Raw genomic sequence first — 451 nt, forward strand, 5'->3', positions numbered from 1 at the left:
CGGGAACGGATTCGCTGTTGAAGTAATTCGTCGCGAGCCGCTCAACATCCGCAACGGCAAAGCCGGTATCGACGATACCCAGCGGATCCGTGACCAGTTTGCGCACAGCATCGCGTAGCGAACCACCGGTAACGCTCTCAACCACCCCTCCCATCACATCCATGCCAAGGGAATAGCGAAAACCCGACCCCGGTGCGGCGGTAAGCGGGGCGGCAGCCAGGCGCCGAAGATTCTCGGATAGCGACAATCCCGGTTGATCCAACCCGTCGGAGACGTCGAGGCGACGATAATGGCCATCGCTCCCTTCCTGAAACGGATAGCCGAGCCCCGATGTGTGCGTGAGCAGATGGCGGATCGAGATGACCGGAACCGATCCATCGGACAGGCGCGGCTGAAAGTCGGGCAGGAAGCGCGTCACTGGATCGTCCAGCCTCACAACACCATCCTCGAT

General features: G+C 61.0%; 1 protein-coding gene. It reads right to left on the bottom strand.

Annotated features, from left to right (window positions below):
• Positions 1 to 418: serine hydrolase domain-containing protein (locus R5H29_RS18515; RefSeq protein ID WP_332329592.1), on the bottom strand; the 418-nt coding region annotated here is incomplete at its 3' end.
• Between the last annotated feature and the right edge of the window lie 33 nt (positions 419 to 451).

The organism is Stenotrophomonas sp. A3_2 (assembly GCF_036624925.1).
Taxonomy (GTDB): Bacteria; Pseudomonadota; Gammaproteobacteria; order Xanthomonadales; family Xanthomonadaceae; genus Stenotrophomonas; species Stenotrophomonas hibiscicola.